This window comes from Streptomyces sp. NPDC110618, from assembly GCF_055657065.1.
Map to the genome: position 1 here is coordinate 645,733 of NZ_JBVKBN010000002.1, position 13,825 is coordinate 659,557.

13 protein-coding genes and 1 pseudogene are annotated in these 13,825 nt (G+C 69.9%); 2 read left to right on the forward strand and 12 right to left on the reverse strand.

The features are described from left to right. Nucleotides 1–62: 62 nt before the first annotated feature. The 7 genes from ACZ7L7_RS06170 to ACZ7L7_RS06200 form a co-directional block, all read right to left on the reverse strand. Nucleotides 63–2,360, reverse strand: coding sequence for a HelD family protein (locus ACZ7L7_RS06170; RefSeq protein WP_285510788.1), 2,298 nt, complete (start codon nucleotides 2,358–2,360; stop codon nucleotides 63–65). 83 nt (nucleotides 2,361–2,443) lie between these two features. Further along, complete coding sequence (locus ACZ7L7_RS06175) at nucleotides 2,444–3,214, reverse strand: anti-sigma factor family protein (RefSeq protein WP_285510787.1); 771 nt, start codon at nucleotides 3,212–3,214, stop codon at nucleotides 2,444–2,446. A gap of 50 nt (nucleotides 3,215–3,264) precedes the next feature. After that, nucleotides 3,265–3,849, reverse strand: a complete 585-nt coding sequence (locus tag ACZ7L7_RS06180; RefSeq protein WP_078598885.1) for a sigma-70 family RNA polymerase sigma factor — start codon at nucleotides 3,847–3,849, stop codon at nucleotides 3,265–3,267. Nucleotides 3,850–4,107: 258 nt separating this feature from the next. Beyond that, the gene (locus ACZ7L7_RS06185; protein ID WP_472075049.1) at nucleotides 4,108–4,710 is read right to left on the reverse strand and encodes a CGNR zinc finger domain-containing protein; all 603 of its coding nucleotides are present in this window, start codon (nucleotides 4,708–4,710) and stop codon (nucleotides 4,108–4,110) included. A gap of 290 nt (nucleotides 4,711–5,000) precedes the next feature. After that, entirely contained in the window at nucleotides 5,001–6,161 is a 1,161-nt protein-coding gene (locus ACZ7L7_RS06190) for a uroporphyrinogen-III synthase (RefSeq protein WP_285510785.1), read from the reverse strand. Between the two features lie 139 nt (nucleotides 6,162–6,300). Further along, nucleotides 6,301–7,683, reverse strand: coding sequence for an MFS transporter (locus ACZ7L7_RS06195; RefSeq protein ID WP_472075051.1), 1,383 nt, complete (start codon nucleotides 7,681–7,683; stop codon nucleotides 6,301–6,303). A 167-nt stretch (nucleotides 7,684–7,850) separates the two neighbouring features. Next, nucleotides 7,851–8,660 carry a hypothetical protein gene (locus ACZ7L7_RS06200; RefSeq protein WP_472075053.1) on the reverse strand — a complete coding sequence of 270 codons (810 nt, stop codon included), beginning with the start codon at nucleotides 8,658–8,660 and terminating at the stop codon, nucleotides 7,851–7,853. Between the two features lie 187 nt (nucleotides 8,661–8,847). Between ACZ7L7_RS06200 and ACZ7L7_RS06205 the strand changes: the two genes are divergently transcribed. Next, complete coding sequence (locus ACZ7L7_RS06205) at nucleotides 8,848–9,336, forward strand: hypothetical protein (protein ID WP_472075055.1); 489 nt, start codon at nucleotides 8,848–8,850, stop codon at nucleotides 9,334–9,336. Here the strand turns inward: ACZ7L7_RS06205 and ACZ7L7_RS06210 are convergent. The 4 genes from ACZ7L7_RS06210 to ACZ7L7_RS06225 are packed head-to-tail and all read right to left on the reverse strand — an operon-like array spanning nucleotide 9,319 to nucleotide 12,204. Next, nucleotides 9,319–9,909, reverse strand: a complete 591-nt coding sequence (locus ACZ7L7_RS06210) for a hypothetical protein (RefSeq protein WP_250746685.1) — start codon at nucleotides 9,907–9,909, stop codon at nucleotides 9,319–9,321. The two genes, ACZ7L7_RS06205 and ACZ7L7_RS06210, sit on opposite strands and share 18 nt — an antisense overlap. 8 nt (nucleotides 9,910–9,917) lie before the next feature. Then, nucleotides 9,918–11,309 carry a hypothetical protein gene (locus ACZ7L7_RS06215; protein WP_472075056.1) on the reverse strand — a complete coding sequence of 464 codons (1,392 nt, stop codon included), beginning with the start codon at nucleotides 11,307–11,309 and terminating at the stop codon, nucleotides 9,918–9,920. Continuing rightward, the gene (locus ACZ7L7_RS06220) at nucleotides 11,306–11,614 is read right to left on the reverse strand and encodes a hypothetical protein (protein ID WP_250746689.1); all 309 of its coding nucleotides are present in this window, start codon (nucleotides 11,612–11,614) and stop codon (nucleotides 11,306–11,308) included. The genes ACZ7L7_RS06215 and ACZ7L7_RS06220 overlap by 4 nt, the downstream gene beginning before the upstream one ends. Further along, nucleotides 11,611–12,204, reverse strand: a complete 594-nt coding sequence (locus tag ACZ7L7_RS06225) for a hypothetical protein (RefSeq protein WP_472075057.1) — start codon at nucleotides 12,202–12,204, stop codon at nucleotides 11,611–11,613. Before ACZ7L7_RS06225 ends, ACZ7L7_RS06220 begins: the two co-directional genes overlap by 4 nt. Nucleotides 12,205–12,445: 241 nt before the next feature. Between ACZ7L7_RS06225 and ACZ7L7_RS06230 the strand changes: the two are divergent. Then, nucleotides 12,446–12,849: pseudogene (locus ACZ7L7_RS06230) on the forward strand (tyrosine-type recombinase/integrase); the annotation flags it as partial. 567 nt (nucleotides 12,850–13,416) lie between these two features. Here ACZ7L7_RS06230 and ACZ7L7_RS06235 read toward each other — a convergent pair. Further along, nucleotides 13,417–13,809 (reverse strand): hypothetical protein, encoded by a 393-nt coding sequence (locus ACZ7L7_RS06235; RefSeq protein ID WP_472075059.1) that lies wholly within the window; start codon nucleotides 13,807–13,809, stop codon nucleotides 13,417–13,419. Nucleotides 13,810–13,825: the final 16 nt, after the last annotated feature.

Below are 13,825 nucleotides of genomic sequence, written 5' to 3' on the forward strand. Positions count from 1 at the left end.
ATCGGGCCGGTGTCACAGCAAGGCTAACAAACCGCTCCCCGGGGCCATTCCCGAACCGGCGATCAGTCCCGCAGAAGATCCGGCACGCCGTCCGCGTCCGGCTCGTCGCGCCCGCCGGAGACCACGGTCAGCTGCTGGGTGGCGCGGGTCAGGGCGACGTAGAGGACGCGCAGTCCGGCCGGGGACTCGTCGGCGATCTCCGCGGGCGAGACGACCACCGTGGCGTCGTACTCCAGACCCTTGGCCTCCAGGGAGCCGAGCGCGACGGCCCGGTCGCCGAGTCCGGCGAGCCAGCGGGCGGCCTCCTCGCGGCGCTGCATGGCGACGACCACGCCGACCGTGCCGTCGACCTGCTCCAGCAGCCGCGCGGTCTCCTCGCGCACGGTCCGCCCCAGCGACTCCCCCACGACGCTGAAGCGCGGCTGGAGCCCGGTGGAGCGGACCGCCTTGGGCGCCGTGGAGCCGGGCATGGCCAGCGCCAGCACCTTCGCGGCCAGCTCGGCGATCTCCGCGGGGTTGCGGTAGTTCACGGTGAGCTCGAAGCGGCGGCGCGGGCGGGTGCCGAGGGCCTCGTCACGGGCCTCGGCCGCCTCGTCGGGGTCGGACCAGGAGGACTGGGCCGGGTCGCCGACGACCGTCCAGGTGGCGTGCCGGCCGCGGCGGCCGACCATGCGCCACTGCATCGGGGTGAGGTCCTGAGCCTCGTCGACGATGACATGGGCGTACTCGACGCGCTCCTGCGCGAGCCGCTCGGCGCGCTCGCGCTGGCTCTCCTCACGCACCGGCATCAGCTCCTCCAGGCCGGTGAGCTGGTCCAGCGGATCCTGTTCGCGCTTGCGCTTCGGGCGGGCCGGGGCGCCGAGGATCGCCTGGAGCTCGTCGAGGGCGGCGATGTCGTGCACCGAGTAGCCGTCCCGGCGCAGCGAGCGGGCGACGCGGCGGACCTCGCCCGGGTTGAGGACGCGCCGGGCCCAGCGGCCGAGGCGCTTCTCGTCGGCCATCGCCGCGAGCACGCCCTTCGGGGTCAGCTCCGGCCACCAGGCGTCCAGGAACTCGATGAAGGAGTCCTCGCTCGTGATGTCCTCGTCGAAGGAGGAGCGCAGCTCGGCGGCGAGTTCGGGGTCGGTGTGCCGGGCGGCGGCTCCCGACTTGGCCCACAGGGCGTCCAGGAGCAGCTTGCGGGCGCGCGGGCGCAGCAGGTTGACCGGTGCGGTGCCGCTGAGGGCGGTGCGGCGGATCGCGGCGAGCTCGTCGGCCTCCAGCTCCAGTCTCCGGCCGAAGGCGACGACCCGGAGCCGGGCCGGAGAATCGTTCAGCTCCAGCGCTCCGCGTGCGGCTTTCCGGAGCACCTTGAGCATGCGGTACGAGCCCTTGGCGCGGGCCGTGGCCGGGGAGTCGTAGAGCGTGGCCTCGGCGCCGTCGACCAGGGAGCCGAGCGCCCGGATGGCGACCTGGCCCTCCTCGCCGAGCGAGGGCAGCACGCCCTCGGTGTACGCCACCAGCAGCGGGGTCGGGGAGACGATCAGGATGCCGCCCGCGTAGCGGCGCCGGTCCTGGTAGAGCAGGTAGGCGGCGCGGTGCAGGGCGACGGCGGTCTTGCCGGTGCCGGGGCCGCCCTCGACGTAGGTGACGGAGGCGGCGGGGGCGCGGATGACCAGGTCCTGCTCGGCCTGGATGGAGGCGACGATGTCCCGCATGCTGTGGGTGCGGGCCCGTCCGAGGGCCGCCATCAGGGCGCCGTCGCCGATCACGGGCAGTTCGTCGCCGTCGAGGAACGCCTTCAGCTCGGGGCGCATCAGATCGTCCTCGACACCGAGCACCCGGCGCCCCTTGGAGCGGATGACCCGGCGCCGGACGACCCGGCCGGGGTCGACCGGGGTGGAGCGGTAGAAGGGGGCGGCGGCCGGCGCCCGCCAGTCGATGACCAGCGGGGTGTAGTCGTCGTCCAGGACGCCGATCCGTCCGATGTGCAGGGTCTCGGCGATGTCGGCGGTGTTGTCGGGGCGTACCGCGCCCTCGGCGGGTTCGACGGCGGTGTACGCGCCGTCCGGGCCCTTCTTGCCGTCCTTGCCGAGCAGCAGGTCGATCCGGCCGAAGAGGAAGTCCTCGTACTCGTTGTTCAGCCGGTTGAGGTGGACGCCCGCCCGGAAGACCTGCGCGTCCCGCTCGGCGAGCGCGCCGGGCGTGCCGACCTGGGCGAGCTTGGCCGCGTCGAGCATGAGGAACTCCGCCTCGTGGATCTTCTCCTCAAGGCGCCGGTACACCCGGTCCAGGTGTTCCTGTTCGACGCTGATCTCGCGGTCCCGGACCGAGTCCGGGACCGCGCCGACCGCGGTTTCCTGTTGAGCCTGAGCGGCCACCGGGCCCCCTTCTGACGTGCTGGGCAGCCGTCAACCGTACGCGAAGGGGACCCCTGGAGGCTATGCGTCGGCTGTGTGTGGCCTCAGACAGCCACCTCGACCAGCCGCTTGCCGTCGAACGTCATGACCTCGAAGCGCTCGATCTCCTCGGGCGTGAACGCGGCCCCGCCGTGGACGTACAGCGGTTGCTTGGCCTGTTCGGTCTGGGCGTTCGGGATGCCGTAGCCCCACTTCGGGACCGACCACGAGGTGATGGTCTCCCGCTCGCCGTTCTTGCCGACGGCGATCAGGGAGCACTTCTCCGGACCGGTGACGTTCTTCAGCTCCAGCACCGCGTGGGTGCCCCACTGCTTGGCCTCCATCGCCACGGTCGCGGTGACCTTGGTGGAGGCGTCGCGGCCGGTGACCTTCTCGGACATGGTGTCGAAGGCCGCCTTGGCGGGGCTGGTGGCCGCCGCCTCGTTCTTGGTGCCGCTGCCGCTGTCGGTGGTGGCGATCGCGGCGACCGGGCCGCCGATGATCAGCGCCGCCGCGGCCGCGACCAGGTAGAAACTGCGGCGCCGGGTCATCGCCCGGCGCTCGGCGACCTCGTCGACGAGGTTCTGCACCAGTCTCGGGCTGGGCTTCGCCGAGAGCGACTCGCCGATGGCGGGGGTGCCGGAACCCGGCAGGTCCGCCAGGGCGGCCAGCATCGGCTCCATCCCGGCCAGCTCGTCGAGCTGCTGGGCGCACCACTCGCAGCTGGCGAGGTGCATCTCGAAAGCGGTTGCTTCGGCGTCGTCGAGGATCCCGAGGGCATAGGCGCCCACGGTCTCGTGCTCGTTGGCGCCCGAAGCACCCTGCGTCCCCTGCATGGGGCCAGACATACCCGGACCGCCTGCTCCGTACCCCCCGTATGTGTTCATCACGCCGTCACCCCCCGCTCCTCCAGCGCCAGCTTCATCGACCGCAGGGCGTAGAACACCCGTGAGCGCACGGTGCCGCTGGGTATACCCAGGGTTTCCGCCGCCTCATTGACCGTACGCCCCTTGAAATACGTCTCGACGAGCACCTCGCGGTGGGCGGGGGTCAGGTCGTCGAGCGCGTCCGACAGCGTCATCAACCACAGCGCCTTGTCGATCTCGTCCTCCGCGGGGATGACCTCCAGCGGCGACGGATCGACCTCCTGCGGCCGGGCCTGCCGGCTGCGGTGGCCGTCGATGACGATGCGGCGTGCGACCGTCACCAGCCAGGGGCGTACCGATCCGGTCGCTCGATTGAGCTGGCCGGCGTTCTTCCAGGCACGGATGAGCGTCTCCTGCACGACGTCCTCGGCGCGCTGCCGGTCACCGGCGACCAGGCGCAGGACATACGCAAGCAGGGGTCCGGCGTGCTCCCGGTACAGGGCACGCATCAGCTCCTCGTCAGGTTCCACCGAGGGCTGGGACATGCGATGTCGGGCCCTCGATCCACGTTCATTGGCCACGGCCGCATCCTTGCGCACGCCCACCTCCGGTGTCCGGGGGTTCCCCCAGTCGGTCGCTCCTCCACCCGTACGGACCGGGGCCGTTGTGTGTTCAAAGCGGGATGACAGTTTTCCTGTGAGTGACATGACGGAGGGGACACGGAGGCACATTCCCCCCTCAATGTCTTTACATTTTCGCCATCACGGAACGATCAACTCCGTTGGTACGTACCAATGATGGGTAAACGAGATGTAATCGAAATCACGTCGATCACCGCGACGCGTAAGGGACATAAGGGACCGTCAGGCGCGGGCGAGCGCGGCGCGCCGGCGATGCCGGGCAACCCTTTCGCGGTTGCCGCACACCTCACTGCTGCACCAGCGCCGTCGGCGTCCTCGTGAGGTGTCGAGGTACACGATGGGGCAGTTGTCCCCTTCGCACTGTCTGAGCCCGGCACGTGCGAACGGATCCGTCAGCAGCTCCACCGCGTCCCGGGCGAGTGCGGCGAGCAGCGCGGCCCGTTCCGGCGGCCCCTCCAACTCCCGTACCAGCGTGCCGTCGTGCACCCGGACCGCACGCGGCGCGGGCGGCGCGGTGCGCGCGATGTCATTGACCCGGGCGAGTGCGGAGGCGTACGACGCCCAGCTCCTGACCTCGGAGAACAGGGCGCCGCGGATCAACAGGTCGATACGGCCGCGCAGTTCGCGGAAGTCCACGAGCCAGGAGGCGTCAGCGTGCGCGAGCGGCGTGCCGGGCGGCACCAGCCCCGACCCGGTGACCCAGGCCCGCAACACCTCGACCGAGCAGAGCCGTTCGACGGGATGACCGGTCGCCAGCAGATCGAGACAGCTGCGTCCGGTGTCGAAGCGCAGCTCGTACGAGACCGTGGCCGTACCCAGTGCCATGTGCCTGTCACCGCCTAGGGATCACCCCGGAACCGGCCCCGAACGAACCGCCCCCTCTAACAGTGCCTGCCCACGGGCCCACCGGAAACCCCTCGTAGGGCAGGACGGTTCCGGGGTGCGGGGGCCGCGCGCACTCCCAGCCCGTCCGGTGTCCGAGGACGAGGCCGTTCAGGCCGAAAGCGGAGGTCTGGGGGCGCAGCCCCCAGAGACGGGACGGGAAGGGGCGGCGGGGGCGAGCAACGAGGGCCGCAAGCCTGGGGCAACGAGTGCGGCGGACCCGGACGGAGTACCTACGCGTCCGCGTACTTGGAGTCCGCGGCCGGGTCCAGGGCCAGGCGGTAGCCGCGTTTGACCACGGTTTGGATGAGTTTGGGGGTGCCGAGGGCCGAGCGCAGACGGGCCATGGCCGTCTCCACCGCGTGTTCGTCCCGGCCCGCGCCGGGCAGGGCGCGCAGCAGGTCGGCGCGGGCCACCACCCAGCCGGGGCGGCGGGAGAGAGCGCGCAGGAGGGACATGCCGGCCGGGGGGACCGGGCGCAGGGCGCCGTCGACCAGGACCGCGTGGCCCCGGATCTCCACCCGGTGGCCGGCCACCGGCAAGGAGCGCGCCCGCCCGGGGAGTTCCTGGCACAGGAGCTGCACCAGAGGGCCGAGGCGGAAGCGTTCGGGCTGGACCGTGTCGATACCGCGGGCCTGGAGGGGGAGAGCGGTGACCGGGCCGACGCAGGCCGCAAGGACGTCGTGGTTGAGGGCTTCGAGGAGTTCGGGGAGCAGTCCGCGCTCCTCCGCCCGGGTCAGCAGCGAGGCCGCCGCCGGGGCGCTGGTGAACGTCACCGCGTCCAGGCCCCGCGAGACCGTCGCGTCCAGCAGCCGGTCCACCGGACTCAGGTCCTCCGGCGGCATCCACCGGTACACCGGCACGCCCACCAGCTCCGCTCCCCCGGCCCGCAGCGCGTCCATGAACCCCGGCAGTGGCTCACCGTGCAACTGGACCGCGATCCGGCGGCCCTCGATGCCCTCCTCCAGCAGCCGGTCCAGCACCTCCGCCATCGACTCCGACGACGGCGACCAGTCCTCGGTCAGCCCGGCGGCCCGGATCGCGCCCTTCACCTTCGGACCCCGCGCGAGCAGCTCCACCCCGCGCAGCCGGTCCAGCAGCTCCTCCCCGAGCCCCCACCCGTCGGCGGCCTCGATCCAGCCCCGGAAGCCGATCGCGGTCGTGGCGACCACCACGTCCGGCGCCTGGTCCACGATCTCCTTGGTGGCCGCGAGCAGCTCACCGTCGTCGGAGAGCGGCACGATGCGCAGGGCGGGTGCGTGCAGGACGGCGGCGCCGCGCCGCTGCAGCAGCGCCCCCAGTTCATCGGCGCGGCGCGCGGCGGTCACCCCTACGGTGAACCCCGCGAGCGGCCCGTGCTGCCCTTGGCCGGGCTTGTGCTGATCGTCGTACATAGTCTCGTCCCGCACTCAAGTCGTCACATGTCGGGTCGCCCCCGCATGCCCGGGTTGGTCCCGCCATGCCGATCGAGCCTGTCAACGGTGCGTGACAGGCTCGGATCGGCTTCATGTCGGCAGTGTTACGTCACACGCCTCACACCTCGGCATAGCTGAGCTGCGGCTTCGCTTCCGAAGCGGCCGCCGGGGCCTCGTTCCGGACAGCCGGGCGGCGAAGGTATACGGCCCAAGTGACCACGAAACAGACGCCGTAGACGATCAGGAAGGCGACGAAGGCGCCGGTACCGGAGCCCACCGAGAGGAAGGACTGACGGAAGGCCAGGTTGATGCCGAGCCCGCCGAGCGCACCGATCGCGCCGATGAGGCCCATCGAGGCACCGGACAGCCGGCGGCCGTACGCGGCGGCCTCCTCGCCCGAGAGTCCCTTGGCCAGGGCCTTGGCGTGGAAGATGCCCGGGATCATCTTGTACGTGGAGCCGTTGCCGAGCCCGGTCAGCACGAACAGGGCGATGAAGGCGACGGTGAACAGCGGCAGCGACTCGCGCATCGAGGCCACGATGATCACCGCGGTGGCGGCGGCCATGCCGACGAAGTTCCACAGCGTGATCCTCCCACCGCCGAACCGGTCGGCGAGCGCACCGCCCACGGGCCGGATCAGCGAGCCCAGCAGCGGGCCGATGAAGGTGACGTACGCGGCCTGCAGCGGCGTACGGCCGAACTGGGTCTGCAGCACCAGGCCGAAGGCGAAGCTGTAGCCGATGAACGAGCCGAACGTCCCGATGTAGAGGAAGGACATGATCCAGGTGTGCCCCTCCTTCACCGCGTCCCAGGCCGCGCCGGTGTCGTTCTTCACGGACGAGATGTTGTCCATGTACACGGCGGCGAGGACCGCGGCGACGACGATGAAGGGGATGTAGATCCCGAGCAGCACCCGCGGTCCGCCGCTGGCGCCGATCACGGCGAGGCCGATCAGCTGCACGACGGGCACACCGATGTTGCCGCCGCCGGCGTTCAGGCCGAGCGCCCAGCCCTTCTTGCGGAGCGGGAAGAAGGCGTTGATGTTGGTCATGCTGGAGGCGAAGTTGCCGCCGCCGACACCGGCGAGCATCGCGCACAGCAGGAACGTGGTGTACGACGTCCCCGGCTCCATCACCACGAACGCGGCGATGGTCGGCGCGAGCAGCATCGTCGCCGAGACGACCGTCCAGTTCCGGCCGCCGAAGAGGGCCACCGCGAAGGTGTAGGGGATGCGGACGACGGCGCCGACCAGGGTCGCCATGGAGACGATGGTGAACTTGTCTGCCGGGGTGAGGCCGTACTCCGGTCCCATGAAGAGCACCATGACCGACCACAGGGTCCAGATGGAGAACCCGATGTGCTCGGAGAGCACGGAGAAGAGCAGGTTGCGGCGGGCGATCTTCTCGCCCTTCTCGGCCCAGAAGGTCTCGTCCTCCGGATCCCAGTGATCGATCCAACGTCCTCCCCTGCTCGCGGCGGGGGCAGTGCTAGGGGCTGTCATAACGCCTCCACGGGGCTCCGGGCTCAGGTCGTACTCCAGGGAGTGGCTGATCCCGAAGGTAGGGAGGGCGCGTTACCTGCCTGTGGCACCGAGTGACCGGAAAGGAACTTTGCTCTCACCTTGGAGGGAGGGGGGATGAGAGGTTCCCGGGGCGGGGGGCGGTTGGATCAGTGGCTCGGGGGCTGCCAGTGGGGGTTCTGCTGGGGGTGCTGCAGGGGGTTCTGCTGAGGGTAGGACGGGGGCGGCGCGTAGGGCTGGGGCGGGGAGTACGGCTGCTGCGGGGCGTACGGCTGCTGCGGAGCCGGAGGCGTGCCGTAGGGACCGGCGGCCGGGGCGCCCGCGCCGTAGGGGCCCTGGGCGTACGGGGCCGCCTGCCCCGGTACGTACACCCCCGCCGGGAAGTAGCGCAGCCGTCCGGTGGCGTCGTTGACCGGCTGGAACCCGGCGGCCCGGAGCAGCGCGGCGAACTTGGCGTTGCGCCTGCGGTTGACGGCGAAACCGATGCCGAGGGCGCCCATCAGCAGGACGAACAGCACCCCCGCGATGATCCACGCGATGTCGCCCTGCGCGGAGCGCATGGCGACGGCGACACAGCCGAGGGTGCCGCCGAGCGCGCCGAGCAGCATCCGCTTCTCGGCGTTCTTGCCGGTGAGGTCGAAGTTGATACGCGCCTTGAGCAGTTCGAAGGCGTCGGGGACGAGCGGCGGCAGGGAGACGCCGTCACCGGCATTGGGGTACTGCGCCCAGTTCTGCGCGGCACGGGCGCGGGCCTGGGGGCTGTGGTCGGGCACGATCAGCATCACCAGCGCGCTGTTGTGACCGCCACCCTGGCGGACGTCGGCGTACTCGTACCCGAACTGCTGGGCGATGAAGGCGAGTCGGGCGAGCTTCTTCACCGAGGCCATGGGGCTGCTGAGCTCGACCGGTTCCCCGCTCGCCATCAGCCGCAGCATCTTCCGCACCTGCCGCTTGCTCATCGCCACCCTCTCCCCCGACACGACGTGGTGCCAGTGTTCCATGAGGGACGGGAACTGGTTGTGGGGGCTTGATGGAGGAACGCGTACGGGCACCTGGCACCCGGTGGACACCTGACCGGCACCGCCCCCTTCCGCTCCCGCCACCCCTCGATATCCTCTAGCCCACCCCACCGGAACGGGAGAGTCCATGTCCGCCGAGTTCAGGGCCGAGCCGCCCAAGGCGCAGCGGTCGGCTGTCGGAAATGTACTGTTCGCCGGGGCCGTGATCGTGGCGCTGGCGGCGATGGTGGGCGGGGCGTTCGCGGCGGTCGCCGGGCTGCTGGAGCCGTTGTCGGGCCTCGCGCCCGAGGACGGGGAGCACGCGCTCGTCGTCGGCTGCGTCGGGCTCGGCGGGGTCGTCGGGCTCGGGGTGCCGGTGATCCTGTTCGGAACGGGGTCACGGTCGGGGGTCGGGGACGCCGGGCGCAGGATCCTCGGCCTGGTCGTGTTCGCCGTCTACCTGCTCGTCGTGGCCGTGATCGCCGCCCAGCTCGGGTACGCCCTCCCCCGCGACCTCACCACCACTGTCGCCGTCTTCGCCGTCGGCTTCAGCTGGATGCCGCTGGTGATGGTGCCCTGGGAGCGGCTCGGCCTGGGCCGGTTCGTGCCCAGGGCCGTCTCACGCAAGGCGGAGTGAATCCGCCAACTCGTCGGCCACCTTGGTCAGTTCCTCGCCGAGCCCGAGTGACGTCCACAGCAGCCGGCACTCCAGCGCCGTCGCGTGCCGGACGGGCAGGACGTAGTGGGCGACGCCCTCGACGACCACACCGCGGTCGGACTCCGGGTCCGTGGGCTCCTGGCGGTGGACGCGCAGGGCCGGTCCCAGCGGGAGTTCGACCTCCGTCAGGCCCAACACCCCGCCGAAGTAAGGACCTTCGGCCAGCTCCGCCTCCGCGCGGAAGGCGGCCAGGCTCAAGGACTCGGGCGGCACCCGCAGTTCGCGGACGCTGTACGAGGCGATGATCGCGTCGTTGCGCGGCGCCAGCACCGAGGCGCACAGCGCGCCCTGCCGCACGGCGGCACCCCAGTACCAGAGCAGGTCCTCGGCGAAGGCCGTACGCAGCCGTTCGTCCGTCTCACCGCCCAGGTGCTCCGCGGCCAGGCCCAGCGCCCACTCCTCCGGGTCCTCGCACCGCAGGTCCAGCACCAGCCAGTTGTGCGCGGCGGGCAGATCGACCCGGCACTCCCGCCAGTCGTCCGGCGACACCATCCCCGCGCTCACACTCCCGCCAGCGACGCGTCGGGCCCGGTGACGTCGATCTCCGGGTCGCCGCCGAACAGCCCGACGAAGCTCTTGGTGTCGGACCCGGCGCCGGTACCGGTGGCGCCCAGGGACACGGAGTTGTAGGCGATGGCCTGCTTGAAGGCATCCGGGGTGCCGATGAAACTGAGATCGGCGGGGTCGATGTTCTTGATCCGGGCGAGTTCGTCGACCATGCCGGGACCGGCGTACATGCTCGCCAGACCGCGCACACCGGCGGTCTGGTAGGCGTCCCGCGCGGCGGAGAAGTTGTCGCCCACCTTGAACAGGTCCCGCCAGTTCGAGCGGATGGTGCCGAGGTCGTCGGCGAAGGAGCGGGGCAGCCCCCGGAAGGCGGCGCCGAGCGACACGTCCGGCAGGGCGGCACCGGGCCGCGCCCCAGCCCGGGCGCCGACCATGGACTCCACGAGCGCCCGGCGCGCGGCCGAGTTGAGATTGGGGTTCCAGGCCCGTACGTACTGAGTGGCCGCCGTCCACACCCGGCTGCGCCCGACGGTGGCGGCCAGCTTGGCGCCGGCGGAGAAGACGCGCCCGATGCCGAAGGTGGCGAGCCCCAGCACGTCCATGGCGACATCGCCCCAGGAGCCGTCGCCGTTGACGGCGAGCAGCACATGGCAGACCAGGGAGACGGCTGTCGCGATGAGCGCGATGGTGCCGAGCACACCGGCGAGGGCCTGCCCGATGATGGGTATCCAGCCGACGACGAGGGCAAGCAGCCCGCACACGGCGGCGATGGCCCCCGCGATGTCGGCCACGATCTTCAACGTGTCCCGGAGGTCGTCCAGCCAGGAGTCGTTGAGCCCGTCGCCCTCGGTCGTGTCGTGGATCTTCTTGGCGGCGGTGTCGCCCGCCTTCCTGTGCCGCGTCTTCAGGTCGGCGAGCTGGGAACGCAACCCGTCGAGGTCGCCCTGCAGATCCTTCGCGGCCTTGTCGAGCTTCTTCTGCCCGGCCTCGTCGGTCCCCTCGGGCGGGTTCTCGGCCCGCGACTTGGCGCTGCTGAGATCGCCGGCCTTGGTCTCGGCCTGGGTGAGCAGCTTGTCGGCGTCCTGCTGCACCGACTCCAGCGTGGTGCAGTACTCCTTGATCGCGGCGCCCGCGTCGGCGTACCGGTCGTGCGCCTTGCTGACCGTCTTCGCGGTGTCGTTGGCCTTCTCCGCGAAGGCGCGGCCGGCCTCGGAGTCCCAGCTCTCCAGGTTGCCGATACGGCGCAGGGCGGCAGCGGTGTCGGTGATGGTCTTGGCGGTGGCGGTGAAGCGCCGGGCCAGCGCCTGCATGTCGTGCAGATCGCCGGGGACCGGGTCACCGCTCTCCCCGAGCACTTCCCAGCGATGGGCGGCGGGACGGGTCACTTGGCCTTCCCCTTGCCTTTGCCGATGAGGGCGTTGTAGAGCGCGGTGTCCAGCTCGGTATAGGCCTTGCCGGACTCATGGGCGAGCGTGCCGAGCCCCTTGATCTCCTCGATCATCTTCTTGCGGTTGTCGTCCCAGCCGTCGGAGAACTCCTGGAGCCGCTCGTAGAGCGTCCCGTGCCCGACCGTGTTGCGGTCGTACTGGTCCATCAGCTTGTCGAGCCCTTCGAGCTCGGTGGCGACGGTACGCAACCCGGTGCCCGCGGTGCGCAGATCGTCGGTGGAGACCTTGAGTTTCTTGCTCACTGTGCACTCCCCTCGGTCGGCTGGTGCCAGCGCAGCGTTCCGGCCACGGCGTCGAAGAGCTGCACCATGGCGTCGGCGATGGGCTCCAGAGGGGTGCTGAAGGTCAGATGCAGCACCTCCTCCCGGTCCGGTACCGGCACGAAGTACTCCACGATCGTGTCGTCGAACTCGGTTCCCAGCTTCCGCGACTGCTTGGGCCGCTCCGTGCGCCGCAACCGAGCGGCGGCCCCGGCGGCGGGAAGCTTCACCGGCTCCACCTCCCCGGACCCGGCGAGCGCGACGACGGCGTCAAGACTGTCAAAGGCCCGGTGAATACGGGTGACAAGCAAGGAGGCGGACAACGGAATCCCCGCTGCCTCCAGGAAGGACAGGTACAACACCACCCCGCCCTGCTCGACCCCCGCCTCCGCGGCCCCGAGCAACTGCTCCTCGGCCTTGCGCCGCAACACGGGCTGATCGTCGACCCCGGCGAACTGCCGCTTGATCAGCGCGGCGACGGACGCCTCCCGCCGCTCCTGCGGCAGCAGCGGGATCCGGTACCAGTCCTCGGGCGTGACCAGCCCGAAGACAGGTGCACGCGTTTCGGTCATGTCCGACTCCCGGTGGCGCGAATCGATCGACGGAGGCGGGCCTACCGTAGCGGGTGCCTCAACCGCACCACCGGGCTCCCCCGTGACGCACACGATTCGCCCACACATCCGACGCCGAGATGCAGTCGGTCAGGTCACATCACCCTGGGTAATCATGCATAAACCGGTTGTCCGCACCAGTTTTGACCTCGCCGTTACGACGCTTCCAGCAACCCTCTTTCAAGGCCTCGCCAAACCAGGCCACGGCCACGCCTCCCGTACCGGTCCCCACAGCCTGACGCTTCGAACCCCTCGCTGCCGACGAAGCCACCAGTACCGCCGCATCGCCCTTCCGACCGAGTGCGTCCATTCCCTCAAGAGCCACCGGGAACGCCAGCAAGAAGAACACCAGGACGCCAGAACCAACTGGACGGGCAGCGGGCTGGTCTTCCCCACCTCGACGGGCACCGCCCTCGACCTCACCAATCTCACCCGCCGCTTCGCCCGACTCCTCAGTCGGGCAGGGCTCCGCCGCATCCGCTTTCACGATCTCCGGCACTCGACCGCGACCCTGCTCCTGGAACAGGGCGTCGACCTCGTCGTCATCAAGCAACTCCTCGCCACGCTCACATCGGCGTCTACGCCCATATCCGACTGTGCCTCAAGCATGCAGAAGCGGCTCGGCTACCTGAGCCCTATCGAGTTCGAGGAGAAGCACTACACCGACCAGGCAGCGGCCGAACAAGTGAACCTGAAACCACGTCGCCCCGCCCTGCCCTGCTAGTCAGCCACTCCCGCGCAGCAGGGGAACCACAAGGGTCGCGGTGCACCGGCTGGGCTGTCACTGCAGGTCCCGGCCCACGGGGCTGTCGAGCGGCCCAGCTCCTGGGCGCGTGGATCGTCTTCGAGGACGAAGCAGGGCAGGACTTGTAGCCCGGCAAGGGCCGCACCTGGTCAAGGAGGGGAGAAGGCCGCTCGTCAAAGTAGTGGGCAAGGGTTCGGCCGGGTCTTGATGGCTGGGATGACCTGCGTGCGACCAGGCCACGAGACCCGTCTGATCCACCGGGCCCAGACGTGGGTGTACGTGGAAGTGCCTTGTCGTACGTCCGTGTTGCTGTTGCCGCAGCGTCAAACCGCCGAGAGCACCACCGAGTTATGCCTTGGTGGTGCACCTCTCTTGTGGTCGACGCTCGACTCGACGTCGACCAGCGGACTACCGAGCTGAAATCTTGATCAAATTACTTCGACTTCGTACCCGTACTGCTCCTTAACGTTCTCCGCCATTGCATGGCCAGCGACGCGCGGGATTTTTCGCTCCCACCAGCCACGACCACCCCGCGCCTCGAAACCTTGGGCCAACAAGCTGGCAAACTTTTCGTCCACTCGCTGAACTTCCGACTTGAACCACGTCAGTTCGGGCACTTCTTTTACCATCGAGTCGTCGATTACACGCTGAAGAAAACTACGAATGGACAAGTCGTCCCAGTATTCAAATAGAGTACCTTCGTAGCCTTCCATGCAGTCGTCGACAAATTCTGACCACTCTTCAATTGCCCGATGGGGGGTCAGCCGCGGGGATCGGCCCAGATCCACAGCCAATTCCCTGAACCTGTCAAGGAACAGCATGACTTACCTCTTCTCT